At 73.0% G+C, this 26,119-nt stretch carries 25 protein-coding genes; 9 read left to right on the top strand and 16 right to left on the bottom strand.

Going from position 1 to position 26,119, the window contains the following annotated elements; translation table 11 throughout:
• Positions 1-66: 66 nt before the first annotated feature.
• The 6 genes from HS048_RS12970 to HS048_RS12945 all read right to left on the bottom strand — a co-directional run bounded on the left by HS048_RS12970 (position 67) and on the right by HS048_RS12945 (position 5,003).
• Positions 67-399 (bottom strand): cytidine deaminase, encoded by a 333-nt coding sequence (locus tag HS048_RS12970; protein ID WP_068896876.1) that lies wholly within the window; start codon positions 397-399, stop codon positions 67-69.
• Positions 400-441: 42 nt separating this feature from the next.
• Positions 442-1,107: a hypothetical protein gene (locus tag HS048_RS12965; RefSeq protein ID WP_068896877.1), complete on the bottom strand. Its 666-nt coding sequence runs from the start codon at positions 1,105-1,107 to the stop codon at positions 442-444.
• A gap of 535 nt (positions 1,108-1,642) precedes the next feature.
• On the bottom strand, positions 1,643-2,947 hold the full coding sequence (locus HS048_RS12960; protein WP_068896878.1) for a hemolysin family protein: 1,305 nt from the start codon (positions 2,945-2,947) through the stop codon (positions 1,643-1,645).
• A complete protein-coding gene (gene ybeY / locus HS048_RS12955; RefSeq protein WP_068896879.1) occupies positions 2,944-3,426 on the bottom strand; it encodes an rRNA maturation RNase YbeY in 483 nt (160 codons plus the stop codon). Before ybeY ends, HS048_RS12960 begins: the two co-directional genes overlap by 4 nt.
• A gap of 34 nt (positions 3,427-3,460) precedes the next feature.
• The gene (locus tag HS048_RS12950; protein ID WP_153054195.1) at positions 3,461-4,525 is read right to left on the bottom strand and encodes a PhoH family protein; all 1,065 of its coding nucleotides are present in this window, start codon (positions 4,523-4,525) and stop codon (positions 3,461-3,463) included.
• Between the two features lie 127 nt (positions 4,526-4,652).
• On the bottom strand, positions 4,653-5,003 hold the full coding sequence (locus HS048_RS12945; RefSeq protein WP_068897086.1) for a histidine triad nucleotide-binding protein: 351 nt from the start codon (positions 5,001-5,003) through the stop codon (positions 4,653-4,655).
• Between the two features lie 325 nt (positions 5,004-5,328).
• Here HS048_RS12945 and HS048_RS12940 point away from each other — a divergent pair, with 325 nt between their 5' ends.
• The gene (locus HS048_RS12940) at positions 5,329-5,808 is read left to right on the top strand and encodes a SigE family RNA polymerase sigma factor (protein ID WP_068897087.1); all 480 of its coding nucleotides are present in this window, start codon (positions 5,329-5,331) and stop codon (positions 5,806-5,808) included.
• Positions 5,805-6,467: a hypothetical protein gene (locus HS048_RS12935; RefSeq protein ID WP_068896880.1), complete on the top strand. Its 663-nt coding sequence runs from the start codon at positions 5,805-5,807 to the stop codon at positions 6,465-6,467. Before HS048_RS12940 ends, HS048_RS12935 begins: the two co-directional genes overlap by 4 nt.
• A 16-nt stretch (positions 6,468-6,483) precedes the next feature.
• Here HS048_RS12935 and HS048_RS12930 read toward each other — a convergent pair whose 3' ends face one another.
• The 3 genes from HS048_RS12930 to hrcA are packed head-to-tail and all read right to left on the bottom strand — an operon-like array spanning position 6,484 to position 9,383.
• On the bottom strand, positions 6,484-7,215 hold the full coding sequence (locus tag HS048_RS12930; RefSeq protein WP_068896881.1) for a 16S rRNA (uracil(1498)-N(3))-methyltransferase: 732 nt from the start codon (positions 7,213-7,215) through the stop codon (positions 6,484-6,486).
• Positions 7,212-8,357: a molecular chaperone DnaJ gene (gene dnaJ / locus HS048_RS12925; RefSeq protein ID WP_068896882.1), complete on the bottom strand. Its 1,146-nt coding sequence runs from the start codon at positions 8,355-8,357 to the stop codon at positions 7,212-7,214. The genes HS048_RS12930 and dnaJ overlap by 4 nt, the downstream gene beginning before the upstream one ends.
• Positions 8,358-8,369: 12 nt before the next feature.
• Entirely contained in the window at positions 8,370-9,383 is a 1,014-nt protein-coding gene (gene hrcA, locus HS048_RS12920) for a heat-inducible transcriptional repressor HrcA (RefSeq protein WP_068896883.1), read from the bottom strand.
• A 188-nt stretch (positions 9,384-9,571) separates the two neighbouring features.
• Here hrcA and HS048_RS12915 point away from each other — a divergent pair, with 188 nt between their 5' ends.
• The 3 genes from HS048_RS12915 (at position 9,572) to HS048_RS12905 (ending at position 11,937) form a co-directional block, all read left to right on the top strand.
• Positions 9,572-10,324: a hypothetical protein gene (locus HS048_RS12915; protein ID WP_068896884.1), complete on the top strand. Its 753-nt coding sequence runs from the start codon at positions 9,572-9,574 to the stop codon at positions 10,322-10,324.
• Positions 10,325-10,385: 61 nt separating this feature from the next.
• Positions 10,386-11,201 (top strand): DUF3097 domain-containing protein, encoded by an 816-nt coding sequence (locus tag HS048_RS12910; RefSeq protein WP_068896885.1) that lies wholly within the window; start codon positions 10,386-10,388, stop codon positions 11,199-11,201.
• Positions 11,202-11,226: 25 nt separating this feature from the next.
• A complete protein-coding gene (locus HS048_RS12905) occupies positions 11,227-11,937 on the top strand; it encodes a DUF4870 domain-containing protein (RefSeq protein WP_196467073.1) in 711 nt (236 codons plus the stop codon).
• A gap of 53 nt (positions 11,938-11,990) precedes the next feature.
• Here HS048_RS12905 and hemW read toward each other — a convergent pair whose 3' ends face one another.
• Positions 11,991-13,205, bottom strand: coding sequence for a radical SAM family heme chaperone HemW (hemW, locus tag HS048_RS12900; RefSeq protein ID WP_196467072.1), 1,215 nt, complete (start codon positions 13,203-13,205; stop codon positions 11,991-11,993).
• 222 nt (positions 13,206-13,427) lie between these two features.
• On the opposite strand from hemW, the gene HS048_RS12895 reads away from it, so the two are divergent.
• Positions 13,428-14,705, top strand: a complete 1,278-nt coding sequence (locus HS048_RS12895) for a glycoside hydrolase family 18 protein (protein WP_231647301.1) — start codon at positions 13,428-13,430, stop codon at positions 14,703-14,705.
• Between the two features lie 154 nt (positions 14,706-14,859).
• On the opposite strand, the gene lepA is transcribed toward HS048_RS12895, so the two are convergent.
• Entirely contained in the window at positions 14,860-16,698 is a 1,839-nt protein-coding gene (gene lepA, locus HS048_RS12890) for a translation elongation factor 4 (RefSeq protein ID WP_196467071.1), read from the bottom strand.
• Between the two features lie 275 nt (positions 16,699-16,973).
• On the opposite strand from lepA, the gene HS048_RS12885 reads away from it, so the two are divergent.
• Both HS048_RS12885 and rpsT read left to right on the top strand, forming a co-directional pair.
• Positions 16,974-17,993 (top strand): hypothetical protein, encoded by a 1,020-nt coding sequence (locus tag HS048_RS12885; protein WP_068896889.1) that lies wholly within the window; start codon positions 16,974-16,976, stop codon positions 17,991-17,993.
• 146 nt (positions 17,994-18,139) lie between these two features.
• The gene (rpsT, locus tag HS048_RS12880) at positions 18,140-18,412 is read left to right on the top strand and encodes a 30S ribosomal protein S20 (RefSeq protein ID WP_068896890.1); all 273 of its coding nucleotides are present in this window, start codon (positions 18,140-18,142) and stop codon (positions 18,410-18,412) included.
• Between the two features lie 177 nt (positions 18,413-18,589).
• On the opposite strand, the gene holA is transcribed toward rpsT, so the two are convergent.
• Positions 18,590-19,561 carry a DNA polymerase III subunit delta gene (gene holA / locus HS048_RS12875; RefSeq protein WP_196467070.1) on the bottom strand — a complete coding sequence of 324 codons (972 nt, stop codon included), beginning with the start codon at positions 19,559-19,561 and terminating at the stop codon, positions 18,590-18,592.
• Between the two features lie 114 nt (positions 19,562-19,675).
• Here holA and HS048_RS12870 point away from each other — a divergent pair, with 114 nt between their 5' ends.
• Entirely contained in the window at positions 19,676-19,828 is a 153-nt protein-coding gene (locus tag HS048_RS12870; RefSeq protein ID WP_191895632.1) for a hypothetical protein, read from the top strand.
• Between the two features lie 95 nt (positions 19,829-19,923).
• Here HS048_RS12870 and HS048_RS12865 read toward each other — a convergent pair whose 3' ends face one another.
• From HS048_RS12865 to hutI, 4 genes are all read right to left on the bottom strand, one after another.
• Positions 19,924-22,194, bottom strand: a complete 2,271-nt coding sequence (locus tag HS048_RS12865) for a ComEC/Rec2 family competence protein (RefSeq protein ID WP_307832452.1) — start codon at positions 22,192-22,194, stop codon at positions 19,924-19,926.
• Positions 22,195-22,517: 323 nt separating this feature from the next.
• Complete coding sequence (locus HS048_RS38835) at positions 22,518-23,396, bottom strand: ComEA family DNA-binding protein (protein ID WP_307832451.1); 879 nt, start codon at positions 23,394-23,396, stop codon at positions 22,518-22,520.
• Between the two features lie 94 nt (positions 23,397-23,490).
• On the bottom strand, positions 23,491-24,561 hold the full coding sequence (locus tag HS048_RS12855; RefSeq protein WP_196467068.1) for a DegV family protein: 1,071 nt from the start codon (positions 24,559-24,561) through the stop codon (positions 23,491-23,493).
• 132 nt (positions 24,562-24,693) lie between these two features.
• Positions 24,694-25,902 (bottom strand): imidazolonepropionase, encoded by a 1,209-nt coding sequence (gene hutI / locus HS048_RS12850; protein WP_068896894.1) that lies wholly within the window; start codon positions 25,900-25,902, stop codon positions 24,694-24,696.
• Positions 25,903-26,119 lie beyond the last annotated feature (217 nt).

Here is a 26,119-nt window from a genome sequence, read left to right as displayed (position 1 = left end):
CGGGACCGGTCGGCTCCGGGCGGGACCGCGCTCGGCTCCGGCGCAGGGTGCCGTCCGGGACCGCGCTCAGCTCCGGCGCAGGGTGCCGTCCGGGGCCGCCACGAGCAGGGTCTCGCCGCCCAGGTCGCGCACCGCCCGGGTGTCCGCCTCGCTCGGCCCGTCGCCCGCGGTGACCAGCGCCGCCGCCTCCAGGGACCGGGCTCCGCTGGAGACCGCCATGGCCACCGCGACCTGCAGCGCGGACAGGGTCAGGGAGGGCAGGTCGACGTTGGTCGACGAGTAGGTCCGGCCGGTCTCGTCGCGTACGGCCGCGCCCTCGGCGGCGCCGTTGCGGGCACGGGCCGAACGGGCCAGGACGATGATCTTGTTGTCCTCGGGGTCGAGGGTCGCTTCACTCACGGCACAAGGGTATTCAGCCCCGCCGCGCACCCGCGCACCCGGTCAGGTCTCGTCCCCGTCCCCCGCCGAACCACCCGCCCGGTCGGCCAGGAACCCCGCGAGCCGCTGGGTGCGTCCGGCGTCGACGTCCGCGATCCCGGCGTGCACCAGCGACACCAGGGTCCGCCCCGAGCGGATGAGGACCACGTGCATCTCGTACGGGTATCCGTTCAGCCTGCCGTGCAGGCGCCTGGCCCGCATGTCGTCCCCGACCGCGTCCAGCGCCAGGTCCGATCCCGTGAGCAGGGTCTCCCGGTCCGCCGCGGCGCCGGTCGCGGGGACGGCCGCGACCCGGCAGCGGTCCAGTGCCGCGGCCAGGGCGGCGAAACGACGCTCGGCGCCCTCGCCGGGATGGCTCTCCAGGCCGATCCCCGCCAGTTCGCCCAGGCCGTGCCCGGGGTAGGTCGCGGTCACCCGTACGTCCGAGGCCCCCTGGGGAGCCCTGTGCCCGGCGCTCTCCAGCACGCGGCGGCAGTCACCGGCGGCCGGGCGGAACGGGGGCCGCCAGCCCCCGCGGAGCCGGGCCGAGAACCCTTCGGGCAGGTCCTGCGTCTGCAGGAGCAGCCCTCGCAACCGGGCCCGGTCGGCGCCCGTCCCCGCCGTACCCGAGTGCAGCACCGTCTCCGTACCCGCGCCGGCGTCCCCGCCCGCCACGGCGTCCGCCCGCACATCCGTCCGCGCACCCGTGCCCGCACCGGTCTCCGCACCGGTCTCCGCCCCTGCGTCCGAGACCGCACCGGTCCCCGCGTGCGCACCCGCGCGCGTGCCTCCGCCGGCCGCCGGTCCCGTGCCGCACCCCGCCGGAAGCCCCCCCAGAACCCCCCATACGGCGATCACGGCGGCAGCCCGAATCCCCCGCCCCATGGCTTCCCCCGAATGTCACGCGGGGTGGTCGCCCCCGCCGATCCGCTTCCTTCCCGCTCGACAAAAACGACAATCACCTGGAAACACCTAAGGGTGTCCTCGTCCGCGTAACGCGGACGAGGACACCCTTAGGTCGGGCGGCGCGCAGCCGGACGGCGGCCGTGCGCACCCTTCCCCCCGAGAGTCCGCCCTTCGCGCCGCGAACCCCTCCCCGGCGCTCGGACCTTCTCTCCGGCTCCCCGCTAGGGGGAGCCGCGGGGAAACAATGACGCGGCGTGCTTGCAGGACGCTTGCGGCGGGCTTGACGGGGCCGCGCCGCCCGCGGGCTCGCGGCGGCCGCTCAGTCGTGGTCGGAGGAGGCCGCCACCACGTCCTGGCCGGCCTCCGCCAGCCGCCGGACGACGACCGTGCCGATCCTGTTGCGCCGTCCGGCGAGGCTCTCCGCGGTCAGGCTGAGCCCTTCCACCACGGCCTCCGAGCCCGCGATCGGGACACGCCCCAGTGCGTGCGCCAGCAGTCCGCCGACCGTCTCGACGTCCTCCACGTCCAGCTCGACGTCGAACAGCTCGGCCAGGTCCCCGACGGGGAGCCGGGCCGTCACCCGGACGGAGCCGTCGGCCAGCGGCTCCACGGGGGGAGTCTCCTGGTCGTACTCGTCGGTGATCTCTCCGACGATCTCCTCCAGGACGTCCTCGATGGTGACCAGGCCGGCCGTCCCGCCGTACTCGTCGATGACGATGGCCTGGTGGATCTGGCGGGCCTGCATCTCGCGGAGGAGCTGGTCGATCGGCTTGCTCTCCGGCACGTAGGTGGCCGGACGCATGATCGACTCCACCGGCTCGGCGCGGCCCGCGTCCCCGGTGTCCTGCACCCGGCGGACGATGTCCTTGAGGTAGACGATGCCGATGACGTCGTCCTCGTTCTCGCCCACCACCGGGATGCGGGAGAAGCCGCTGCGCAGCGCGAGCGAGAGTGCCTGGTTCAGCGTCTTGCCGCGCTCGATGAACACCATGTCGGTGCGCGGCACCATGACCTCCCGCACCAGGGTGTCACCGAGCTCGAAGACCGAGTGGATCATCTCCCGCTCGTCCGGCTCGATGACCCTGCGCTGCTCGGCCAGGTCGACCAGGTCGCGCAGTTCGGCCTCGGAGGTGAACGGCCCCTCCCGGAACCCCTTGCCGGGCGTCACCGCGTTGCCCAGCAGGATGAGCAGCTTGGGGAGGGGACCGAAGATCCGGGTGAGGCCGTACACGATCGGGGCGCTCGCGAGCGCGATCGGCTCGGCGTGCTGGCGGCCCAGCGTGCGCGGCGAGACCCCGACGATCACGTAGCTGATCACGACCATGACGGCGGCCGCGGCGGTGTAGGCCCAGCCCTGGTCGCCGAGCCAGTCGATGAAGAGCAGCGTGGCGATCACCGTGGCGACCAGCTCGCAGCTCAACCGGAGCAGCAGCAGGAGATTGAGGTAGCGCGGCGGATCCGCGACGATCGCCTGCAGGCGCACCGCGCCCCGGCGCTCCTCCCGGACGAACTCCTCCGCGCGCACCCGCGAGATGCGGGTGAGCGCGGTCTCCGCGCTGGCGATCAGGCCGCCGGCCACGACGAGGACGACGGCCGCGGGCAACCACCCGTTGGCGAGGTTCACCGCTGGGGGCGCACCTCCCGCCACGACTCGAGGAGCTCGCCCTGCAGGCCGAACATCTCCTTGTGCTCCTCGGGCTCTGCGTGGTCGTAGCCGAGCAGGTGGAGGATGCCGTGCGTGCACAGCAGCTCCAGCTCCGCCTCGGTGCCGTGCCCGGCCTCGGCCCCCTGCTTGGCGGCCACCTGGGGGCAGAGCACCACGTCGCCGAGGAGCGCCGGGTCGGCGGGGGCGTCGCCCTCCTGCCGGGCTCCGGCGCCGCCGCCGGGGCGCAGCTCGTCCATCGGGAAGGCCAGCACGTCGGTCGGGCCGGGCTCCCCCATCCACCGCTCGTGCAGCTCGGACATGGCGCCCTCGTCCACGACCAGGATGGACAGCTCGGCGAGCGGGTTGATGCCCATCTTCTCCAGCACGTGCCCGGCCAGCGCCACGAGCAGCCCCTCGTCGACCTCGACGCCGGACTCGTTGTTGACCTCAATGCTCATCGGAGCACCCCATCGGATCGTCCGCTCCGCTCTCTCACTGTCTCCCCCTGGGGCGCTTGACCGCGCCCTTGATCGCCTGCGGCGCACTCTGCCGCAGGGTCTCGTCATAGCGCCCGTAGGCGTCCACGATGTCGCTCACCAGCTTGTGGCGGACCACGTCGGCGCTGGTCAGCTTGGAGAAGTGGATGTCGGCGATGCCGTCGAGGATGTCCTGCACGACCCTCAGGCCGCTCTGCGTGCCGCCCGGCAGGTCGACCTGGGTCACGTCGCCGGTCACGACGATCTTCGAGTTGAAGCCCAGCCTCGTCAGGAACATCTTCATCTGCTCCGGCGAGGTGTTCTGCGCCTCGTCCAGGATGATGAAGGCGTCGTTGAGCGTGCGCCCGCGCATGTACGCCAGCGGCGCGACCTCGATCGTGCCCGCGGCCATCAGCCGGGGGATCGAGTCCGGGTCGAGCATGTCGTGCAGCGCGTCGTAGAGCGGGCGCAGATAGGGGTCGATCTTCTCGTAGAGCGTGCCGGGCAGGAAGCCCAGCCGCTCGCCCGCCTCGACCGCCGGGCGGGTGAGGATGATCCGGTTGACCTTCTTCTCCTGCAGCGCCCGCACGGCCTTGGCCATCGCGAGGTAGGTCTTGCCGGTGCCGGCCGGGCCGATGCCGAAGACGATGGTGTGCCTGTCGATCGCGTCGACGTAGCGCTTCTGGTTCACGGTCTTCGGCCGGATGGTCCGGCCCCGCGAGGAGATGATGTCGAGGGAGAGCACCTCCGCCGGGCGGTCGGAGGTCATCCGCAGCATCGCGATGCTCCGCTCGACCGCGTCCGCCGTCAGCTCGGCGCCTCCGCTGACCAGCTCGGTCAGCTCCTCGAAGAGCCGCACCACGATGCTGCTCTCCTCCGGGCTGCCGGTGATGGTGATCTCGTTGCCCCGGACGTGGATGTCCGCGCGGAAGGCGTTCTCGATGACCCGCAGCAGCTCGTCGCTCGAGCCCAGGATGCTGAGCATCGAGTGGTCGTCCGGGATCACCACCTTCGCCTGAACCCGGCTCGGACCCTTCGAGCGCGGAGACGGTGTTCTGCTGGAATCGTTTGACTCGGACATGGGCGGGCCTAGCGGCCTGTTCGCCTCCAGACATCGACGGCGGATGTGCGGGAGTGCCCCGCAGGGCACCCTCTCCGTCATCGTATCCGCGATGGGGGCGATCACGCCTTCCCGTTTCGTCCCGTCCCTATCCGGGCGGCCAGGTCAGGTCCCGGCCGCCGAGCACGTGCCCGTGGACGTGGAAGACGGTCTGGCCGGCTCCGGGCCCGGTGTTGAAGACGAGCCGGTAGCCCGAGTCCGCGACGCCCTCCTGCTCGGCGACCGCGTGCGCGGCCCTGAGCACCTCGTCGGCCAGCCCGTGGTCGGCGGCGGCCAGGGCCGCCGCGGTCGGGTGGTGGTCCTTGGGGATCACCAGGACATGGGTCGGCGCCTGCGGGTTGACGTCCCGGAAGGCCAGCGTGCGCTCGGTCTCGTGGACGATCTCCGCCGGGATCCTCCCGGCGACGATCCCGCAGAACAGGCAGTCGGCTTCACTCACCATGACGGCACCCTATCGCCGCCCCCGCCCGGGACCGCCCATGCGCCGTCCTCCCGCACACCGGGGTCCGGCAATGGTCCCCCCTGCCGTCCCGGCGGCCGGGAAAGATCCACCTGAACGGGGCGGGTGTGCGAAACTTGCGGCGGAAGACATTTGCGAGCCGCCCCCCGAGGCCGCCTGGCGAGGACACGACAGGGTCATGCCCCCTAATGAACCGGAAGAGCGTAAACCCCCTGGGAAGGCCGAGCGTCCCACTGATGTGACCACCGAGACCCTCGTGGCCGACAGGTCGCTCGGGGCGGTGCCCGTCGGGTGGGATGCCGACATGGCCGTTACCGCGCTCTACAGCGCGCACTACCGGTCCCTTGTGCGTCTCGCTGTACTGCTCGTCCGCGACATGGCAACCGCGGAGGAGGTCGTGCAGGACGCGTTCGTCGCCATTCATGGTGCCTGGCGCAGGCTGCGCGATCCCGACAAGGCACTGGCCTACCTGCGCCAGTCGGTCGTCAACCGATCACGTTCGGTGCTCCGGCACCGGGCGGTCGTCGAGAAGTACGCCCCCAAGGGCCTGCCCGACGCGCCGAGCGCCGAGAACGGCGCGATCGGCGAGCTGGAGCGGTCAGCCGTCATCGAGGCGCTGCGCGGGCTGCCCGCACGCCAGCGGGAGGCGCTCGTCCTGCGCTACTACGGAGACCTGTCCGAAGCACAGATCGCCGACGCGATGGGCATCAGCAAAGGCGCGGTCAAGAGTCACACGGCTCGCGGCATGGCCGCCCTACGAACCTCACTGGAGCAACTGTCATGACCGACTCCCCCGACGAGTACGGCGAGCTTCTCCGCCGTGCCCTCAGCGCGGAGGCGGACTCGGTCGTTCCCTCCCCCGACGGCCTGGAGATCATCCGCGCTCGCATCGAACGACGCGGGCTCCGGCGGCTGACCTGGTGGCGCGCCGGAGCCTCGGTCGCGGGGGCCGTGCTCGTCGCGGCCTCCGTCGTCATGGTGGTCCCCGGCCTGCGCGAGCAGGTGGCGCAGATCACCTTCTCCGGAGACGTCAAGCCCGTCACTCCGGCCCACACCGACCTGTCCGGGACCTCCCGGCCGCTGCCTCCGAAGAACGGTCAGGTCCCGCCCGCCGTCACCAGGTCCGGCGCGCCGCCCCCGCCCGCCCCCGAAGAGAGCAGGCGGACGACTCCGAGCCCGCCTCCGCAGCCGACTCCGGACCCGACGCGGAAGCCCACTCCCACGCCGACCCCCACCTGCCCGACGGCGACCGCGGAGGCCGTCCCGGTGGAGCCCCCGGCGGAGTGCGAGGAGACGGCGACGCCGGTCCCGACGCCTTCGGAGTCCGCGACGCCCTCGGAGAGCCCCTGTCCCGCCGACGGCTGCCAGCAGGTGGAGGAACCCCCGCAGCCGGAGCCGCCGCTCCCGTCGGAGCAGGTCACGCCGACCCCGATCGGGGGTTAGACCGGGCGGGCCGGGGTCACCAGCGGCCGGTGCGCGACTGGAGCACCGCCGCGGCGGCGACCCCGGCGGTCGAGGTCCGCAGGACCGTCGGCCCGAGCAGCGCCGTCACGGCTCCCGCCGCCCGGAAGGCGGAGAGCTCCTCGTCGGCGATCCCGCCCTCGGGCCCGACCACCACGACGATGTCGCCGTCGCCCGGCACCTCCAGCGCCGAGAGCGGCGAGTCGGCCTCCTCGTGCAGCACGATCCCCAGCGCCGCGGCCGACAGCAGCGCGGCCACCTCGGCCGTGCCCGCCGGCGCGGCCACCTCGGGCAGCCGGAACCGGCGTGACTGCTTGCCCGCCTCCCGCGCGGTGGAGCGCCACCGCGCCAGCGACTTGGCCTCCCGCTCGCCCTTCCACCGGGTGACGCAGCGCAGCGCGGCCCAGGGCACGATGACGTCGACCCCGGCCTCCGTCATCATCTCCACGGCCAGCTCGCCGCGCTCGCCCTTGGGCAGCCCCTGGACCACGACCAGGCGCGGCCGGGACTCGGGCACCTCGTAGCGGCGCAGCACCTCCACCCGCAGCGAGTCCTTGCCCGGGACCAGGACCACGCACTCGGCCACGGTGCCCGCCCCGTCGGTCAGGTCGAGCCGCTCGCCCTCCCGCAGCCGCCGTACGGCCGCGGCGTGGCGCCCCTCCGGCCCGCCGAACGTGAACTCGGGCAGGACCAGGTCCGCCGGGTCCGCCAGGAAGACGGGGACGGTCATCGGCCGTTGAACGCGTCCCGCAGGCGCGAGAAGAAGCCCTGCTGGCCGGGGGCGAACTTGCCGGGGGGCCGCTCCTCGCCGCGCAGCCTGGCCAGTTCCTTGAGCAGCTCCTCCTGGGCCGGGTCGAGGCGGGACGGCGTCTCCACGTTCACGTGGATGAGCAGGTCGCCGCGGCCGGTCTCGTTGAGGCGCTGGACGCCCCTGCCGTACAGGGAGATGGTCTGCCCGGACTGGGTGCCGGGCCGGACGTCGATCTCCTCGGCGCCGTCGAGGGTCTCCACGGTCAGGATCGTGCCGAGCGCGGCCGCCGTCATCGGGATCTGCACGGTGCAGTGCAGGTCGTCGCCGCGCCGTTCGAAGATCTCGTGCGGGCGCTCGACGATCTCCAGGAACAGGTCGCCGGGCGGGCCGCCGCCGGGGCCGATCTCGCCCTCGCCGGCGAGCTGGATGTGGGTGCCGTCCTCCACCCCGGCCGGGATGCGGACCTTGATGGTGCGCCGGGTGCGGACCCTGCCGTCGCCGGAGCACTCCTGGCAGGGGTGGCGGATGATCGAGCCGAACCCGCCGCACTGGGGGCAGGGGCGGGAGGTCATGACCTGGCCCAGGAAGGAGCGGGTGACCTGGGACACCTCGCCCCGGCCGTTGCACATGTCGCAGGTGTCGGGGTGGGTGCCGGCCGCGGCCCCGGAGCCCGTGCAGACCTCGCAGAGCACGGCGGTGTCGACGGTCAGCTCGCGGGTGGTGCCGAAGGCGGACTCGCGCAGGTCGAGCTCGACCCGGATGGTGGCGTTGCGCCCCCGGCGGGCCCGGGACCGGGGGCCGCGTCCGCCGCCCCCGGCGGCCGTGCCGAAGAAGGCGTCCATGATGTCACTGAACGGGAAGCCCGCACCGAACCCGCCGGCCCCCGCGCCGCCGCCGGCCCCGCCGAACGGGTCGCCGCCCAGGTCGTACATCTGCCGTTTGCCGGGGTCGGACAGCACCTCGTAGGCCTGGGTGATCTCCTTGAACCGCTCCTGGGTCGCGGGATCGGGGTTCACGTCAGGGTGCAGCTCACGGGCCAGCCGGCGGTAAGCCTTCTTGATCTCTTCCGCACTGGCGTCACGGCGCACCCCGAGGGTGCCGTAGTAGTCACTCTTAGCCACTTAGTCGACCTCTTAGGATGCAGCCAGGATCTGGCTGACGTAGCGTGCCACCGCGCGCACCGCGCCCATCGTGACCGGGTAGTCCATTCGTGTCGGTCCCAGCACACCGAGCCGGGCCAGTTGCTTGTCCCCCGAACCGTATCCGGCGGCGACGATCGACGTCCCCTGCAGTCCGGTGTAGGGGTTCTCCGAACCGATCCGCACGGTCAGTGTGGACGGGTCGGAGGTCTCGCCGAGCAGGCGCATCAGCACGACCTGCTCCTCCAGCGCCTCCAGCACGTCGCGCAGACCGACGGTGAAGTCGGCCCCCGCGAGGTTGGCGGCCCCCGCAAAGACGATCTTCTCCTCCTGGCGCTCCACCAGGGACTCCAGGAGCACCGACAGGACCGTGGCCGCCAGCGGCCGGTCCTCGGCCGGCAGCCGCTCGGGCAGGTCGGCGACCTTGTCCGGGACGCTGGTGAGCCCGCAGCCGTCCAGGCAGGCGTTGAGCACGGCGCGCAGGTGCGCGACCCGGCCCTCGTCCACCACGTCGGGCAGTTCGACCACGCGCTGCTCGACCCGGCCGGTGTTGGTGATGAGCACGAACATCAGGCGGCGCTCGCTCAGCGGGACCAGCTCGACGTGCCGGACCGTGGAGCTGGTCAGCGACGGGTACTGCACCACGGCGACCTGCCGGGTGAGCTGCGCCAGCAGCCGCACGGTGCGCGTCACCACGTCGTCGATGTCCACCGCGCCCGCCAGGAACGTCTCGATGGCCCGGCGCTCGGCCCCCGACAGCGGCTTGACCTGGGAGAGCCGGTCGACGAACAGCCGGTAGCCCTTGTCGGTGGGCACCCGCCCGGCACTGGTGTGCGGCTGGGCGATGTAGCCCTGCTCCTCCAGCACCGCCATGTCGTTGCGGATCGTCGCGGGCGACACGCCCAGGTTGTGCCGTTCGACGAGAGCCTTGGAGCCCACCGGCTCGTTGGTGGACACGAAGTCCTCGACGATGGCGCGAAGCACCGCGAGCTTGCGGTCATCGACCAACGTGCTCACCTCCCTGCCTGCACCCTGCGCGCCCGGACGGAGAACACCGGAGCTGGCACTCGGTGTTCCCGAGTGCCAGTGTACGGCTCCCGCCCGCGGGGTGGGATGACGCGGCCCGCAACCGGGGTCCGCACGGTCGTCAAGTCAACTGCTATTCGGATACAAGCGACAACCTCCACACTTGCCTTATGTCACACGATTTCGGCAACCCCTCCGGTGGCTTCGCCTCCCCCTCCGGCACCCCCCAGCACCCCGCCCAGCAGCCGGCGCAGCACCCCTCCGCGCAGCCGTACGGCGGCGCCCCCTCCTACGGCTACGCCCCGCCCGGCTACGGCGCCCCGCAGGGACCGCCGCCGAAGGTGAAGGCGGGCCCGAGCATCGGCTGGATCGTGGGGGCCTGGCTGCTCGCGGTGGTCTCCGTGATCGCCGGCATCGCGGTCTTCGCCGGCGGCGTGCTCAGCTTCGCCGAGGACGCCGCGCCCCCGGCCTCCTACGGCCCGGGCGAGGTCTTCACCGTGCGGCTGGACCCGGCCGAGAGCCCCGCCCTCTACGTCTCCGCGGCCCAGGGCACCAAGTTCCAGTGCGGTTTCCAGGAGGGGACCCAGGGCCGGCTGGAGAACTCGCTCGTGCAGACGACCGTCACCGGCAGCGACGGGATCCCCTGGGAGCTGGCCTTCCGGATCGGCGTCGACCAGGCGGGCGAGTACAAGCTCGGCTGCTCCGTCGAGGAGGGGGGCCAGGCCCGCTTCGGTGTGGGCCGCGAGCTGGCCGCCGGCGCCCTCGTGGGCGGCACCGTGGCACTGTTCCTGATCCCGGGCTTCGGCGTCCTGCTGGCCATCGTCGTGACCATCGTCGTACTGGTGAAGCGGAGCCGCGCCCGCAAGCTCAACGCCGCCGTCCCGGTGGGCGGGTGGGGGCCGGGCGGTCCCTACCGCGGGTGATCGCGGCCCCGCCCCGTGCGCTGCTAGCGTCCCATGCGTCGACGCGGACGCAGGAGGGGCGATGTACGAACGCGACGTGCTGGCGGGCGACTGGCGGCGGCCGGGCAGGGGGACGATCCCCCTGGTTCCGGCGGAGCCCGACCTGGTCGTGGAGGACGCCGAGGGCGGTTTCTGCGGTGCGGTGGTCGCCTGCGACAAGGAGGCCGTCACCCTGGAGGACCGGTTCGGGCGGCGGCGGGTGTTCCCTCTCGAACCCGCCGCGTTCCTGCTGGAGGGCCGGGTCGTCACCCTGGTGCGGCCCGCCTCCGCGCCGAAGGCCCCCCGGCGCAGCGCCTCCGGCTCCATCGCGGTGGAGGGGCTGCGCGCCCGCGTCGCCCGGGAGAGCCGGATCTACGTCGAGGGCGTGCACGACGCCGCGCTCGTCGAGCGGGTCTGGGGCCACGACCTGCGGGTGGAGGGCGTGGTCGTGGAGTACCTCGAGGGCGTCGACCACCTGCCCGCGATCGTCGAGGAGTTCCGGCCCGGCCCGGGCCGCCGGCTGGGCGTGCTCGTCGACCACCTGGTCGCCGGGTCGAAGGAGAGCCGGATCGCCGAGCGGATCACCTCCCCGCACGTGCTGGTCGTCGGCCACCCCTTCGTGGACGTCTGGCAGGCGGTCAAGCCGTCGGCGCTCGGCATCCCCGCCTGGCCGTCCGTGCCGCGCGGCCGGCCGTGGAAGGAGGGCGTCGTCGCCGCCCTGGGCTGGGACCTGGAACCCGGTGACGCCTGGCGCCGGATCCTCGGGGCGGTCGCGACATATGCTGACCTCGAGCCGGAGCTGCTCGGCCCGGTCGAGGAGCTGATCGACTTCGTGACAGCCCCCGACGAGGCCGGCTGATCCCGACGACCCACCAGGAGGGTCCATGAGCGACAATTCCGGGGAGCCCCGGCACGGGGCCGAAGGAGACGACCCGACGCGGCCCGGCCGGGGATACGACTCCGGCGGCGCCCGGCCCGGTCAGGGACACGGCCACCGGCCCCCGCCCGCCTCGCCGTACGGCTCCGGCGGTTACGGCGCCCACGGCGGCGGCCACCCCGGACCCCAGCCCCCGCCCGGCGGCGCGTACGGCCGGCCCGCACCCGGCCCGTACGGCCAGGCGGCACCCGGCCCCTACGACCCGTACGGCCAGGCGGCACCCGGCCCCTACGGCGCTCACGACCCCTACGGCCGGCCCGCGCCCGGCTTCCCCGAACCGTACGGGCCGTACGATCCGTACGGTCGTCACGGCCGGTACGGGTCGTACGGCCCGCGTCCCGGCACCGACGACACCACCCTGGCCATGGTCTCCCACCTGCTGGGCCTGCTCACCGGGTTCCTCGGCCCCCTGGTGATGTACCTGGTCAAGCGGGACGAGTCCCCCTACGTGCGGGACCAGGCCGCCGAGGCGCTGAACTTCCAGCTCACCCTGATGATCGCCTACGTCGTCGCCTCGGTGCTGATGTTCGTGTTCGTCGGCTTCCTGCTGCTGCCCCTGATCTGGATCGGGTCGGTCGTCTTCATGGTCCTCGCCGCCGTGGCGGCGAACCGCGGGGAGAGCTACCGCTATCCGATGTCCGTCCGCTTCGTCAGCTGACGGACGGCCCGCGGAAGCTGACGGATGGCCCGCGGATCGGCCGGCCGGGCGGATCAGCCGACCAGGTCGCGCACCAGGGCGTCGGCCAGCAGGCGGCCGCGGAGCGTCAGCACCGCGCGGCCCCGCTTGAACGGCTCGGTCTCCAGCAGGCCGCCGCCCAGCGCCCTGGCCACCACGACGGGGCGGTCGATCTCCGCCAGCGGGAAGCCGTCGGCCAGCCGCAGCTCCAGCATCAGCCGCTCCACCGCGCGGTCCTCCGGTCCCAGCACCTCCCGCGCGTGCGCGGGCGAGGCCCCCGCGGCCAGGCGTCCGGCGTAGGCCGCCGGGTGCTTGACGTTCCACCACCGGGTGCCGCCGACGTGGCTGTGCGCGCCGGGGCCGACGCCCCACCAGTCGCCGCCGGTCCAGTAGAGCAGGTTGTGGCGGCAGCGCGCCTGCGGCGAGGTCGCCCAGTTCGACACCTCGTACCAGCCGAAGCCCGCCCCGGTGAGCATCTCCTCGGCGATGAGGTAGCGGTCCGCGGCCACGTCGTCGTCGGGCATCGGCAGCTCCCCGCGCCGGATCCGGGCGGCGAGCCGGGTGCCCTCCTCCACGATCAGCGAGTACGCCGACACGTGGTCGGGCCCGGCCTCGATCGCCGCGGCCAGCGAGGCCCGCCAGTCGTCGTCGCTCTCCCCCGGCGTGCTGTAGATCAGGTCCAGGTTGACGTGCTCGAACCCCTCGGCCCTGGCCTCCCGTACGGCCTGCACCGCCCGGCCGGGCGTGTGCCGGCGGTCCAGCACCGCGAGCACGTGCTCGCGGGCGCTCTGCATGCCGAAGCTCATCCGGGTGAACCCGCCGCGCCGCAGCTCGGCCAGGTAGGCCGGGACGACGGACTCGGGGTTGGCCTCGGTGGTCACCTCGGCGCCCGGGGCCAGGCCGAACTCCTCGTCGATCGCGCCGAGGATCCGCACCAGGTCGCGGGCGGGCAGCAGGGTGGGGGTGCCGCCGCCGAAGAACACGGTCTCGACCCTCGGGGCGGCGCCGCCCAGGATCGCGCGGGCCTGCCGCACCTCCTCGATCGCGGTGCCGGCGTAGTCCGCGTGCGAGGCGCCGGGACCGAGCTCGGACGCCGTGTAGGTGTTGAAGTCGCAGTAACCGCACCGGGTCACGCAGAAGGGCACGTGGACGTAGAAGCCGAAGGGCCGCGTACCGAGACCGGCGAGCGCGCTCTCGGGCAGCTCTCCGGAGGCGGGTACGGGATCGCCGTCGGGAAGTGTGGATGGCACCTCCCAAGTCTGCCGCCCCCGCCGTGGTGCCCGGGACGGTGGCGGGACGGCCGGCCGTACGCCTCCGGGGCGGCGGGCTCCGGCGCGGCCGCGGCGAGGGGTCGCATCTCTGTGCAGCAATTCGGCGGCAGGCCGTTGACGCGTAGATCGGCCGCGCCTACGATCCGGGAAAACTTAAAGGAAAGTTTCCTATAAGTTCTCCCCCCGAACGTTGGAGAATCCGTGAAGAGATTCCTCCGGCCGATGGTCGCGGCGGTCATCGCCACCGGCCTCGCCGCCGCAGTCACCCCCGCCGCCGCCCACGCCGAGGCGCAGACCGGCCACGGCGAGCGCTTCAAGCGGGTCGGCTACTTCATCCAGTGGGGCGTCTACGGCCGCCAGTTCTTCGTCAAGGACGTCGACACCAGCGGCGCCGCCGCCAAGCTGACCCATCTCAACTACGCCTTCGGCAACGTCAGCGAGGAAGGCGCCTGCGTCTCGGCCGACCCCTGGGCGGACTGGCAGATGCCGCTGGACGACGCGCACAGCGTGGACGGCGTCGGCGACACCGCCGACCAGGTGCTCAAGGGCAACCTGAACCAGATCAAGGAGCTCAAGGCCAAGCACCCGGGCCTCAAGGCGCTGATCTCGCTCGGCGGGTGGAGCGGCTCGAAGTACTTCTCCGACGCCGTCCTCACCCCCGAGGGCCGCAGCAAGCTGGCCGCCTCCTGCATCGACCTCTGGCTCAAGGGCGACCTGACCGGCATGCCGGCCGGGAGCGGCGCCGGCGTCTTCGACGGCATCGACCTCGACTGGGAGTGGCCCGGCTCCGAGGGCAACGAGGGCAACGTGATCCGGCCCGAGGACCGGCGGAACTTCACCCTGTTCCTCGCCGAGCTCCGCCGCCAGATGAACGAGTACGACCCGAAGAGCGAGATCACCGCCTACCTGCCCGCCTCGGCGGCGAAGATCGACGCGGGCTTCGACGTCCGGGAGGTCTTCAGGAACCTGACCTTCGGCAACATCCAGGGCTACGACCTGCAGGGCCCGTGGGAGAAGGTCACCGGTCACAACGGCAACCTGTTCACCGACCGGCGCGACCCGCACGAGTTCACCTACAGCGTGGACCAGACCGTCCGCGACTACCTGTCGCGCGGCGCCCCCGCCAGGAAGATCGTGGTCGGCGTGCCCGCCTACGGCCAGGGCTGGACGGGCGTCAAGGGCGGCAGGAACGGCCTGTACGGCACCAGCACCGGCCCCGCCCAGGGCAAGTGGGCCGCCGGCACCGACGACTACAAGGAACTGGTGAACAAGCCCGGCAGGCGCTACCGCGACCTGCGCACCGGCGCCATGTGGCTCTACGACGGCAACGAGTTCTGGTCCTACGACGACCCGGCGGTCGTGACCCAGAAGGCGCTCTACGTCCGCCTGAAGGGCCTCGGCGGCTCCATGATGTGGTCGCTCGACCAGGACGACGCCAAGGGATCGCTCACCTCGGCGCTGTACAGGGTCCTGCGCTGACGGCTCCGCGGAACCCCCGCTCGGACGGCTCCGCGGGACCCCCGCCCACGAACGCGGGGGCCCGCCGGAGGTCGCCCGCGGTGTGAACCGCCGCGGGAGACGGAGGCCGGGGGCGGGCACCGACCGGTGCCCGCCCCCGGTTCCCCCTGCGGGGCTACTTCTTGGGCTTGTCGGTGGAGGACTCGGTGGACAGCGCGGCGACGAAGGCCTCCTGGGGGACCTCCACCCGGCCGACCATCTTCATCCGCTTCTTGCCCTCCTTCTGCTTCTCCAGCAGCTTGCGCTTACGGGAGATGTCGCCGCCGTAGCACTTGGCGAGGACGTCCTTGCGGATGGCGCGGATGTTCTCCCGGGCGATGACCCGGGCGCCGATGGCGGCCTGGATCGGCACCTCGAACTGCTGCCGCGGGATCAGCTCGCGGAGCTTCTTGGCCATCTCGACGCCGTAGCCGTACGCCTTGTCCTTGTGCACGATGGCGCTGAAGGCGTCGACGGCCTCGCCCTGCAGCAGGATGTCGACCTTGACCAGCTCCGACTCCTGCTCACCGGAGGGCTCGTAGTCGAGCGAGGCGTAACCGCGCGTGCGGGACTTGAGCTGGTCGAAGAAGTCGAAGATGATCTCGCCGAGCGGCATGGTGTAGCGGATCTCGACGCGGTCCTCCGACAGGTAGTCCATGCCCTGCAGGTTGCCGCGCCGGTTCTGGCAGAGCTCCATGATCGCGCCGATGAACTCCGAGGGGACCAGCACGGTCGACTTCACCATCGGCTCGAAGACCTTGTCCACCTTGCCGGCGGGGAACTCCGACGGGTTGGTGACGACGACCTCCTTGCCGTCCTCCATGATCACCCGGTAGACCACGTTCGGCGCGGTGGAGATGAGCGAGAGGTTGAACTCCCGCTCCAGGCGCTCGCGGACGATCTCCATGTGGAGCAGGCCCAGGAAGCCGCAGCGGAAACCGAAGCCCAGCGCCGCCGACGTCTCGGGCTCGTAGACCAGGGCGGCGTCGTTGAGCTGGAGCTTGTCGAGGGCCTCGCGCAGCTCCGGGTAGTCGTCGCCGTCGACCGGGTAGAGGCCGGAGAAGACCATCGGCTTGGGGTGCTCGTAGCCGCCGAGCGCCTCTGCGGCGGGACGCCCCACGGAGGTCACGGTGTCGCCCACGCGCGACTGGCGGACGTCCTTCACACCGGTGATCAGGTAGCCCACCTCGCCGACGCCGAGGCCCTGGTCGGCGATCTTCGGCTCCGGCGAGATGACGCCGATCTCCAGCGTCTCATGGGTCGCGGCGGTGGACATCATCAGGATGCGCTCGCGCTTGCCCAGGTGGCCGTCCATCACCCGGACGTAGGTGATGACGCCGCGGTAGGTGTCGTAGACCGAGTCGAAGATCAGCGCACGGGCGGGCGCCTCGGCCGCACCGACCGGGGCCGGGACGCGCTCGACCACGTGGTCCAGGAGCTCGCGGACGCCGGCGCCGGTCTTGCCGGAGACCTTCAGCACGTCCTCCGGCTCGCAGCCGATGAGGTGCGCGATCTCCGCGGCGTACTTCTCCGGCTGGGCCGCGGGCAGGTCGATCTTGTTGAGCACCGGGATGATCGTCATGTCGGCGTTCATGGCCAGGTAGAGGTTGGCCAGCGTCTGCGCCTCGATCCCCTGCGCCGCGTCGACCAGCAGGATCGCGCCCTCGCACGCCTGCAGCGACCGGGAGACCTCGTAGGTGAAGTCCACGTGCCCCGGGGTGTCGATCATGTTGAGGACGTGGTCGGTCCCGCCGACCTTCCACGGCAGCCGGACCGCCTGGGACTTGATGGTGATGCCGCGCTCGCGCTCGATGTCCATCCGGTCGAGGTACTGGGCGCGCATGGAACGGTCGTCGACCACGCCGGTGATCTGCAGCATGCGGTCGGCAAGCGTCGACTTGCCGTGGTCGATGTGCGCGATGATGCAGAAGTTGCGGATCACCGCGGGATCGGTCTGGCCAGGCTGATTACGCACCGGTGTCCGTTTCGACGGGATTGATGTGGATCAAGGGGCTGGCAAATCCAGCTATCTTCCCAGCAAGTTTAGCGAGAAGGGCGATGACTTCACGCCGCCGGGCGAGCCGTTCCGCCGCCACGCTTCCCTCACCACCCGCGCCGCCGCCCCCGTCCCGCCCGCCGTCCCGCCCGCCGCTCACCCCGGTGCTCGCCGTACCGCCCAGCCGTACCGTCCGCCCCGGCGCCCGCCGCCCGCTCGTTGACGGAACGGGCGGGTCAGGGTGACATGTCCGGATGACGAAATTCCGGCTGGCGGAAAAGATCACGGTACGGCGCTGCCTGCGCGTGCTCGCCGCGGTGACGGCCGTCCTCCTGGCGCTTCCCTCGATGGCCGCCGCCTTCTTCTGGATCCAGTTCGCCGGCACACCCGCCTCCTGGGCGCGGAGCACCGGCCACGACGCCCTCTGGCTGGGCCACGCCTGGGTGGACGGCCGCAGGACCGAGGCCGACGTGAAGGCCCTGGCCGTACGGCTGCGCGGCACCGGGATCCGGGACGTCTACGTCCACGCCGGCCCGTTCGACTTCGACGGGGGGCTCCCGCCCGCGAAGTACCCCAACGCACGCGATCTCCTGAGATGGTGGCGGGCCGAACTGCCGGACGTCCGCGTCTCCGCCTGGCTCGGGCAGAAGGTCAACGGCGGAAGGCTCGACCTGGGGGACCCGGCCGCCCGGCAGCGTGTGCTCGACGGCGCGCGGGACGTCATGGCCGCCGGGTTCGACGGCGTGCACTACAACTTCGAGCCGGTCACCAGCGGGGACGCGGACTTCCTCGACCTGCTCGACAGGACCCGCCCCCTCGTCGGCGACGGCCTCCTGTCCACCTCGACCCCGCAGATCGAGCCCCTCCCAGGCCTCCGCCCGGTCTCCCGCGCCGTCATCGGCCACGACAAGTACTGGCTGCGGGACTACTTCGGCGAGGTCGTGGCCCGCACCGACCAGGTGGCGATCATGACCTACGACTCCTACCTGCCGCTCGGCTCGCTCTACGGCGGCTACGTCGTGCAGCAGGGGGAGATCGCGCTGGAGCTCGTGCCCGAGGGCAAGACCCTGCTGCTGGGCGCGCCCGCCTACCACGACCACGGTTTCCCCTGGGGCGACGCGGCCGAGAGCGTCGCCGCGGCGGCCGAGGGCGCGCGGCTGGCGCTGACCCACCGCGGAAGGCCGCGAGAGAGGTTCGGGCTCGCGCTCTACGTGGACTTCGCCGCCACGGACGAGGACTGGGCCGAATACGCCGGTTCCTGGTACCGGCCCTGAGACCGGCACGGTAAGCTGTACATGCATCCTTCTGCCCCGGCCGTCGATTTGAGCGACCACTTGGGCAGTTGGTAGCCTGTTCAACTGCGTGTGGCGCGCCCTCTCTGCCCGCGCGCCCCATCCGACGACATCACCGAGGCTTCTTCGTGGCGAACATCAAGTCCCAGATCAAGCGCAACCGGCAGAACGAGAAGGCCCGGCTGCGCAACAAGGCTGTCAAGTCGTCCCTCAAGACGGCGATCCGCAAGTTCCGCGAGGCCGCCGAGCAGGGCAACGTCGACGAGGCCATCGCGCTCCAGCGCGCCGCCTCCCGTCAGCTGGACAAGGCCGCCAGCAAGGGCGTCATCCACAAGAACCAGGCCGCCAACCGCAAGTCGGCGATCGCCCAGCGCGCCGCCACCCTGACGGCCGCCAAGTAGTCAGTCCCGGTTCTTCACCGAAGCGCCGCGACCCTTAACGGGTCGCGGCGCTTCGGCGTTCCACGGCTCCGCTCCCCGTCCCGGAGGCCGGGCCCTCGGATGCCCGTGCACCGCTGGAACCCTGAGCGGGGCCGGACCTCCTCGCACGAGGCCCGGCCGCTTCGCACGGCACGGCCGTCAGCGGCCGTCGCGACTGGCCACGATGGTCTGCACGGCCCGCTCCAGCGCATAGGCCGGGTCCGCGCCGCCGCCCTTGACCTGCTCGTCCGCTGCGGCGACCGCCTGGAGCGCACGCGCGATGCCGACGGGGCCCCAGCCGTTCAGCTGCTCCTGGACCCGGCCGACCTGCCAGGGCGGCATGCCGAGGTGGGCGGCGAGCTGCCCGCCCCGCAGGTTGCGCGGGGCTCCGCCCACCTTGGCCAGCGAGCGCAACCCCCTGGCGAGTGCGCTCACCAGCAGCACCGGCGCCGTCCCCGTGGCCAGGGCCCACCGCACCTGTTCGAGCGCGTCACCCAGTCTGCCCGCGATGGCGGAGTCGGCCACGGTGAACCCGCTGACCTCCGCCCGGCCCCGGTGGTAGCGGGCCACGGCGGCCTCGTCGATGGCCTTGCCCGGAGTGTCGAAGGCGAGCTGGCTGCAGGCCGCCGCGAGCTCCCGCAGGTCGTTGCCGACCGCGTCGAGCAGGGCTCCGGCCGCGTCTGCGCTGACGGTCCGCCCCGCACGCTTCAGTTCGGCCTTCACGAAGGCCAGCCGTTCGGCGGGCTTGGTCAGCTTGCTGACGGTGACCACCCGGGCTCCGGCCTTCTTCACCCCGTCGACCAGGGCCTTGCCCTTCACCCCTCCGGGATGGACGAGAACCAGCACGGCATCGTCGGAGGGGTCCGCCGCGTAGGAGACGATCTCGGAGACGACGTCCTTCGTCAGATCCTGTGCCGAGCGGATGACCACCACGGAGCGGTCACCGAACAGCGATGGCGAGGTCAAGCGGGTCACCTCGCCCGATTCCACCTTTCCGCCCACCAGATCGACGACGTCCGCACCGGGGTCCGACGCCCGGACCGCCGCGATCACCTCGCCCACCGCGCGGTCTGCCAGCAGTTCCTCGTCGCCGGTCACCAGGGTCACGGGTGCTGGATCGGTTGCCGCCATGCCGAGCAGCATGCCACGTGACGGCGACCGAATCGCAATCAGCAAGCCATCCGCAATCGGAGTGCAGGCGCTCCGGGGCAGTATCAGATGAGGACAGAGGAGGTGAAAACCATGATGACGTCCACCATTCGCCGTCACACCTGCCCGCGCTGCGGAACGGTCCTCGACGAGGGCCCCATCATGTACCGCTGTGCGCGGTGCAAGCGCTCGGTCTACGCCGCCGATGTGAACACCGAGTTCCGCCGCCAGGCCAGGACGCCCGCCTAGAGGGCCCCCGCCCTCCCCCTGGACGGCCGGCCCGGACGAGGTCCTGCACCTCCCCCCAGGACCTCCCCCGTGACGACGCACCCGCCGCGGGCGGCTCAGCGTCCCCGGGGGACGACCGCCAGGCCTCCGTCGCGGAGCACCACCGCCAGGTCCCCCGACACGTCGGTCCGGTGGGTTCGCACACCGAGCCGGTTCAGCCGGGCCAGGGTCGCGGAGGCCGGATGGCCGTAGCCGTTGCCCGCCCCGACGCTGATCAGTGCCGCACGGGCGCCGGAGGCCGCGAAGAAGCCCGGATGGTGGCCTCCGGATCCGTGATGCGGGATCTTGATGATGTCGGCGGGCGGGAGTCCCCGCTGGAGCAGGTCCTCCTGGGCCTCGGTCTCGATGTCACCGGTGAGCAGCGCCGTCCCGGCCGCCCAGCGCACGTGCATCACGACACTGGCGTTGTTGACCTCCGTCCCCTCCCCTCCACCGCGCGCAGCCCGCCCGCCTTCTTCCACCGGGCCGATGACCGTGAACTCGGACGGCCCGAAGCGCCAGCGCATCCCCGGCCGGGCCGTCCACCGGGTGACCCCGCGCCGGTCGAGATCACCGTGCAGCCTGGAGCTCTCCCTCCCCTCCCCGCCGGGGCCGAGCAGCGCGGCGCCCACCCTGCGCCCGCGGAACACACCGTCCAGGCCGCCGACATGGTCGAAGTGGGGATGGGTCAGGACGACCAGCGGGACCGCCTCAACCCCCATGGTGCGCAGACAGCGGTCCACCTGCACCGGATCCGGCCCCGCATCCACGACCACCGCCCGGCCCCGTCCCGCGGCGACCAGCAAGGCGTCCCCCTGGCCGACGTCGCAGACCACCAGCAGCCAGTCCCGCGGCGGCCAGCGGGCCACCACCGGCCCGACGAGAACGACCGCCGCCAGCGCTCCGGCCGCCAGGGCACCGGCGATCCACCGCACCCGGCGGCGCCTCAGCGCCAGGACGGCCACCGGCGCGGCGGCGGCCAGCAGGACCAGCCCGGTGAGCCCGGCCGGCCAGGGCAGCACCGCCAGCGGAAAACCCGCCGCGTGCTCCGCCACCTCGATGATCCATCCGGTCGCCACCCCCGCCGGATGGACCAGCAACCGGGCCACCGGCATCAGCACGGGTGCGACCAGCGCGGCGGCGAAGCCGAGCAGGGTCGCCGGAGCGACGGCCGGGCCCGCGAGGAGGTTGGCGGGGATCGCGACGGGGGCGAGCTGACCCGACATCAGCACGAGCACCGGGGTGACGGCGGCCTGCGCGGCGGCGGGCACCGCGATCGCCTCGGCCACCCAGCGGGGCACCCGGGGCATCCGTCCCGAGATCCGGTCGCGCCAGCGCGGAGCGAGCACCAGGATGCCGCCGGTGGCGCACACGGACAGGGCGAAGCCGTACGAACGGGCGAGCGCGGGGTCGAACAGGATCAGCAGCAGGACGGTCACCGACAGGGCCGCGACACCGTCGCGGGACCGGCCCGTGCCGAGTGCCAGTGCGGCGACGGAGCCCATGAGGAGGGCCCGGAGCACGCTGGGCGACGGCCGGGCGATGACCGCGAAGGCGAGCATCGCCAGGACGGCGAGCACCGCTCTGGCGGCGAGCGGCAGACCCGCCGTCCGGGCCAGCGCGACCGCGGCCCCGGCCACGACGGCCAGGTTGGCACCGCTGACCGCCGTCAGGTGGCTGAGCCCTGCCGCCTTGAAATCGGCCCTGACCCCCTCGTCCATGCGGGACACGTCTCCGACGACCAGGCCGGGCAGCAGGCCGCGCCGGTCCGGTGGCAGCACGTCGGCGGCGGCCCGGAGGCCGGCCCGGAACGCGCCCGCCGCGTTCTGCACCACCGACGGCCCGCTCAGCACCCTCGGCGGGTCCCGGACGAGGACCACCGCGGCGAGCAGCTCTCCCGGCTCGGCCGGGCCGAACCGCCCCCGGATCTCGATCCGCTGACTCGGCAGCAGGGGCCGCCACTCCTTCCCCGAGGTGAGCAGCACCACCGGAGCCCGCACCCGCGTCCTGCCCGCGGCCGTGATCACCGCCTCGATCCTGGCGGGCACGACGAAGCTCTCCCTCCGGAAGACCGACGCCTGCCCCCTCATCTCCCGTGGATCATCCGTCAGCACCGCTTCCGCCGTCGCCGAGGCCCCCTTCCGCACCAGGTCCGCCACCGGTCCCGTGTCGGCGGCGTGGACCCGGAACGTCACGGTCGCGGCCGTAGCCGCCACGCAACCGAGCACCGCGATCACCGTGTTCCTTCCTGCGGGCACGGGACCCGGCGCCCTCCTGACCGGGCGCGCACCGGCGAGGCGGACCGGCGCGGCGGCCAGCAGCGCACCGGCCGCGGCGATGAGGCTCACCACGGCGCCCGCCGGAACCGGACAGCCCAGGAGGACGAGCGCGGTCGCCCAGGAGGCGAGGGCGGGCAGGACGAGTCGGAGAGCGTGCGCCGAGCCCTCTGGGACGGTGCCCCCCGCACGGTGGCCGGGACCGGGATCAAGGTCGGAACCGGAACCGGAACCGGAACCGGAACCGGAACCGGGATCAGAGCCGGGACCGGGACCGAGGTCAGGGCCGGGGTCGGCGTCAGGGCCGGAGCGGAGGACCGGCGTGGGAGCAGGACCGCGCCCAGCGGTGCGGTCACCGGCTCCGGTCGCAGAGGCACCGGGAAAGGCGGGCGGAGTCATATGCGGACCTTGTCTTTCATCTCGGCGTATTTCCGCTCGCCGATGCCGCTGACCTCGCGAAGCTGCTCGACGCTCCGGAATCCGCCGTGGCCGTCGCGGTATTCGGTGATGCGGCGGGCGAGCACCTCTCCGACACCCGGCAGCTCCTCCAGTTGCTCCGGCGTGGCGCTGTTGAGGTCGAGGATCATCGCGGCGGGATCAGCGGGATCGGAGGGAAGGGCCGGACCGGCGGCTCCGGGCACTCCCCGGCCCGGGGCGCCGACCACGATCTGCTCTCCGTCGACGAGCTTCCGGGCGAGGTTCAGGGAGCTCGAGGCGGACCCTCCGCGCGCGCCTCCGGCGGCCTTGACCGCGTCGGCGACCCGCGAGCCGCCGGGCAGGACGACGACACCGGGACGGCGGACCTTCCCCGCGACGTGGACGGTGACCTCGGCCGTCGCCGAGTGCAGCGGCCGGGGAACGGCGGCCTCCGTGACGGAGGGGCCGGACATCGGCGCGGACGGGGCGAGGGGCTCGGGCTCCGGCTGGGACCGCCAGGCGTGGACGCCTCCGGCGACGACCGCCACCAGGGCGACCAGAAGCAGCACCTTCAAACCTGGGCGGCCGGGATCGAACGCGGGACGCTGGGCGGCGACAGCCGTCCGGAGTGCTTCGAAGGAGGGCGGGACCGGCACGGAAGCCACCCGGCCGCCGGAACCGCCGGCGTCGGTGCGGCCGATGGAGCCGGTCCCGCCGACGGCGGCGGCGTGGCCGGCGTCGCCGGGATCCGCCCCGGGCCCCGCGGCCGGCCCGGCGACGACGGGATCGCGGAACGCCGTCAGCGTCCGCAGCCGCGACTCCGCACGGAACCGCTCACTGTCCTGATCTGTGCCCACGTGCGGAACGCTAGGCCGCCGCCTCGGCACGGCCGTCGACCGAATCCGGTTCTGTGGACGACCGGCCGGATCCCGGGCTCCCTGTGGACGGGCGTCACGCAGAGACCGGGGAGACCGGGGAGACCGTCACCCCGAGCATGCCCGGTCCCGCGTGGGCGCCGAGGACCGCCCCGACCTCGACCACGACCACCCTGACGAGGCCGGGGAGGCGTTCGGGAAGCCGTGCGGCCAGCGCCTCGGCCCGGGGGCGGGAGGAGATGTGCTGGACGGCCACCTCGACCGGCCCGGCGTCCGCGGCGGCCCGGACCGCGAGGTCCTCCAGGCGGGCGATGGCCCGGCTCGCCGTACGCACCTTCTCCAGGGGGGCGATCACGCCGTCGGCGATGTGGAGCAGCGGTTTGATCATCAGAGCGGAGCCGAGCATGGTCGCCGCCGCGCCGATACGGCCTCCTCTGCGCAGGTACTCCAGGGTGTCGAGGTAGAAGAAGCTGCGGGTCTCCGCCATCCGGCGGCGCGCGGCCCCGGCCACGTCGCCACGGGCCGCCCCCCGCGCGGCGGCCTCCGCCGCGGCGAGGACCGGGAAGCCGAGTCCCATCGCGACGGACCCGCTGTCGACGACCTCCACCGGGATCGGGGAGTCGGCGGCGCCGGCTCTGGCCGCCTCGACGGTGCCCGACATCTTCCCGGACAGGTGGATGGAGACCACCGCCTCGGCGCCGGCGGCGGCCGCCTCGGCGTAGGCGTCCGTGAAACGCCGGGGCGCGGGGCGGGAGGTCGTGACCGGAGTCCGCTCCCAGAACGCCCTGCCCGTCTCACCGCCGCCGGCTCCGCCTCCGCGCGTTCCGCGCCTGCCCGCGCCTGCGCCGCCCGGCACGGCTCCGCCCGCCCCCGCGGTGCCCGCATCGGCGGCGGCCGTCTCCGTATCGCCCGCCCCCACGGTGCCCGCGCCGGCCGTCCCCGTACCGCCCGGCCCTCCCCCGGTAGGCGGCTCCGTACCGCTCCGCCCTCCCCCACCCGGCTCCGCCCCGTCCGCCCGCCCCCCGTCGTCGAAGGCCCGGCCGCCGACGATCACCTGGAGCGGCACCACGACGATCCCCAGCCCGGCGGCCTCCTCCCGGGGAAGGTACGCGGTGGAGTCGGTGACGACGGCGACCGATGGTGGCATGTCCAGAGATTATCCGCAGGAGATCGCATGATCGGGGGTGGAGCGGGCGGGCGGTGCTCCGTACCGGAGCGCCGTCGGCCTGCGGGCCGGAGCTTCCGGCCCGCAGGCCGGGGCGGGAGCCCGCGCCGGGTGCTACTGGACGGGGGTGCCGCCCCGCCAGACGCGCCGGGGCTTGAGTCCGAAGGCCCAGGCGAAGGCGCCCTCGTGGTCGGCGTCCCACTGGACGATGTCGGCCAGGCGGCCGGGAGCCAGGACACCCCGGTCGGGGGCCCCGAGAACGGTGGCTCCGCCCAGGGTGGCGGCGCGCAGGGCGTCGCCCACGCTCATGCCGAAGGCCGCCACCGCGAGGCTGACGACCAGGGACATCGAGGTGATGCCGCAGTGGCCGGGGTTGTGGTCGCTGCCGAGGGCCACCGTGACGCCCTGGGCCAGCATCCGGCGCACGGGGGGCAGGCTGCCGCGCTGGAGCGCGGTGCCGGGACAGAGCACGGCGGGGACCCCGTAGCGGGACAGGACCGCGATGTCCTCGTCGGAGGTGTGGTGGAGCAGGTCCGCCGAGGCGCATCCGAGTTCGGCCGCGAGCTGGACCGCGCCCCGGCGGCTGTAGGCGCCGGCGTGGAGGCGGGGGAGCAGGCCCACGTTGCGCCCCGAGGCGAGCACCCAGCGGGCCTCGTCGGTGGTGAAGTGGCCCTCGTCGCAGTAGACGTCCACGCTGTCGGCACCGGCCGCGGCGGCGTCGGCGCACCAGGCCCCCACGGCCTCGACGTAGTCGCGCTGGCGTCCGAAGTACTCCGGCGGGACGACGTGCGCGGCGAGGAACGTGACGTGCACGCGCGGCATCATCGGCTCCTTCTCCAGCTCGCGCAGGAGCCGCACGTCGGCGAGCTCGCCGTCGCGGGTGAGGTGGTAGCCGGTCTTCGCCTCGACCGTGGTGGTGCCGCTGAGCAGCCACTCGCGCAGGCGCTCGCGGACGCCGTTGCACAGGGTCCACGGGTCGGTCCCGCGGGTGACCGTGACGGTGGAGCCGATGCCCCCGCCGGCCGCGGTGATCGCGGACGGGGTGGAGCCGCCCGAGCGCATGGCCATCTCCGCGTAGCGGTTGCCCGCGTAGACGGGATGGGTGTGGGCGTCGATCAGACCGGGCGTGACGAGCGCGCCGCCCAGGTTCTCGACGTGGTCGACGTCGACGATGTCGTCCACCACACCGGGGACGCTCTGCGGCAGGTCCGCGGCGCGGCCGACCCAGGCGATGCGGTCGTTGTGCACGAGGATCGCGGCATTGCTGCAGACGTCGTTGCCGGTCCAGAGCCGGCCGATGTTGGTCAGCAGGCGGACCGTCATCGCATCACCGCCTTGTGCGCAGGGAAGGGCACCGGAGCGGAGGGCGTCTCCGGAGACGACGAGGAAGCCCGGCCGGTGCCGGGCGTGGTGCCCACCGGGTCCGCTCCGAGTCCGGACGACATTGGGGGGTCTCCTGCTCTCATCCGCTCATGTGTGTGCGGCGACAGTAGCGCCGGAGCCATGATCCGGCGGTTTCGGTTCAGTTACGTTATTTCAC

It is taken from the genome of Planomonospora sp. ID91781 (assembly GCF_015711595.1).
Classification (GTDB): domain Bacteria; phylum Actinomycetota; class Actinomycetes; order Streptosporangiales; family Streptosporangiaceae; genus Planomonospora; species Planomonospora parontospora.
The sequence above is the reverse complement of the archived record's forward strand: the minus strand, read 5'-3'. Positions and strand labels throughout refer to the sequence as shown.